This window comes from Sulfuricurvum sp. RIFOXYD12_FULL_44_77 (assembly GCF_001830725.1).
GTDB lineage: Bacteria > Campylobacterota > Campylobacteria > Campylobacterales > Sulfurimonadaceae > Sulfuricurvum > Sulfuricurvum kujiense_A.
This window is the reverse complement of record NZ_MIBU01000004.1, coordinates 1-2,374: the sequence shown is the minus strand read 5'-3', so window position 1 is coordinate 2,374 and position 2,374 is coordinate 1. Positions and strand designations below refer to the sequence as shown.

Annotated in this window: 1 protein-coding gene and 1 pseudogene; both read left to right on the top strand. The window is 50.0% G+C overall.

Annotated elements, in window-relative coordinates; all coding sequences use genetic code 11:
• Positions 1–814: pseudogene (locus tag A2517_RS00290) on the top strand (ferredoxin--nitrite reductase); the annotation flags it as partial.
• A partial coding sequence (locus A2517_RS00285) for a molybdopterin-dependent oxidoreductase (protein ID WP_294893359.1) occupies positions 811–2,374 on the top strand: 1,564 nt, incomplete at its 3' end. The pseudogene A2517_RS00290 and the gene A2517_RS00285, both read left to right, overlap by 4 nt.

The window sequence follows — 2,374 nt, the reverse complement described above, 5'->3', positions numbered from 1 at the left end:
CAGCGCCATTATCGAATCGCTGGGACACGATATGCCTCTAGCGGGGAGAACACTGTGCGATGCCGAGGGGGGAGATCACTACGGCCGTATCGTGCTCAAAGAGGGAACGCTCGCCCTCTATGCCGCCGTCCCTAGCGGAGTCTTTAGCGGCAGCGATTTGATGGAAGCCGCCCGAATCGCCGAATCCCAAAACGGAGCCATCCGCCTCACTATCGAGCAAAATTTGATTCTGACAGAGATCAGCAATGAAGAGGAAGCACTGTCATCTTCGCTGTTTTCGAAATACCCCAACCGACCATCGCCCTATATGGCGAACCTCATCGCGTGCGCCGGAAGCGAGCACTGCCCCTTTGGGGTTATCCCCGGAAAATCCGATGCGATTGCCATGAGCGAATTTTTAAGCAGCGCTGTCCCGATTGAAAATGCCAAAGTACGCCTCTATTGGTCAGCGTGTATCAAAGGGTGCGGCATCCACGGTGCGGGAGATTTGGGATTTGTGGGGTGTAAAGTTCCTCGTGATGGGAAAACGACACTTGGGGTCGATATCTTCCTCGGCGGCAGTCTCAGCCACAATGACGAAGAGGCGAAACTCTTTCTAAAAGGGATCACTCTCGAAGAGGCACCCCACTACGTAGCGGAGTTAATAAAACTCTATCGGGATACTCGATTCGATGGTGAAAGTTTGGAGCAGTTTATCAAACGTCTACGCTCCCACTATGAGATCAGTGAAATCGCCGATATCGTGCGCCATAATTATGCAATCCTACATGAAGGCGGAGCCGATTTTCATAGCTTTGATCGGATTGTACTATGATTGAGCCGATCGCTACAGGATGCCCGTTTTGCGGGACGGGATGCGGCTTGAGCGTCGAATGTACCGATAAAGGTATAAAAGTGAAGGGAGATAAAACCAATCTTTCTACCCACGGAGATTTGTGTTTCAAACCGATCCAAATGGCAAAAGGACTCGATGCCAACCGCCTCACCACTCCGCTGTACCGATCCCGTAAAACCGACCCCTTCTGCGAAATATCGTGGGAGGATGCGATCTGCATTTTAGCCGATCAGATTAAATCTCTTCCCCTTGAAGCCCTCTATTTTTACCTCTCAGGACAACTCCTCACCGAGGAGAGCTATCTCTTTACGAAACTGATCAAAGGATATTTGGGAACGAACAACGTCGATGCGAACTCACGATTGTGTATGGCAAGTGCCGTCATCGCCCACAAAATGGCGTTCGGAAGTGATGGAGCCATCGGAAATTACGCCGATATCGACGATGCCGATGTCATCCTCATCAGCGGTTCAAACCCCGCATGGGCACACCCGATTCTCCACCGCCGTATTATGGCACGTAAAAAATCCCATCCCGAAACCCAAATCATCGTTATCGATCCGATCCGTACCGAAACCGCCGAGAAAGCAGATCTATGGCTGGGACTTCACAGCGGAAGCGATACGATGTTCTACAATGCCCTTTTGGGAGAACTGTATCGAAAAGGGGGATGCGATTTGGATTTTATCGACCGCTGCAGCGAAGGATTTGAGCTAACCCTCACCGAAGCACTTAAAATCCCGTTTAGCGATGCCATTGCCTTATGCGGGCTTTCCCTCAAAGATGCTTCAACCCTTGTGGAACTTTTCGGATCGGACAAAAAGATTCTGGGATTATGGTGTCAGGGACTTAATCAAGCCGTAGATGGCGTTATGCGCAATCTCGGATTCATCAACCTCTTTCTCGCCACAGGACGGATCAACGCCAACAAAGGGCTTCCATTCTCTCTCACCGGTCAGCCTAATGCCATGGGGGGACGTGAAGTGGGCTACCTCTCTAATGGCTTACCCGGATACCGTGATGTCCGTAACCCTCAGGATCGTGAAGTATGTGAGCGCCATTGGAACCTCTCCTCAAATTCGATCTCTTCAGAAATAGGGATCACTATCACCGATGCTATCGAAAAGATTTTGCACAATGATATCCGTTTGTTATGGGTTGCCTGCACGAACCCGTTCCTCACCCTCCCCGATGTTTCTAAAACCCGCTCTGCACTTTTGCAAAACGATCTTTTTTTAGTTGTCCAAGATTGTGTACTGAGCGAAACCGCCTCTCTCGCAAATCTTGTCCTCCCGAGTGCCGCGTGGGGCGAAAAAGAGGGGAGTATGACCAATTCGGAACGCTTTATCAAACGTGTCAGAGCCTTTAAACCTGCCCCTGATGGGGCAAAAAGCGATATGAGTATCGTGTGTGATGTTGCGAAAGCACTTGGATTTTCGGGATTTGATTTTACCGAGCCCTCAGAGGTCTATCATGAGTATCAAATACTCACAAAAAGTCGTTTATGCGATCAAAGCACACAGGAGTATGAGACCCTCT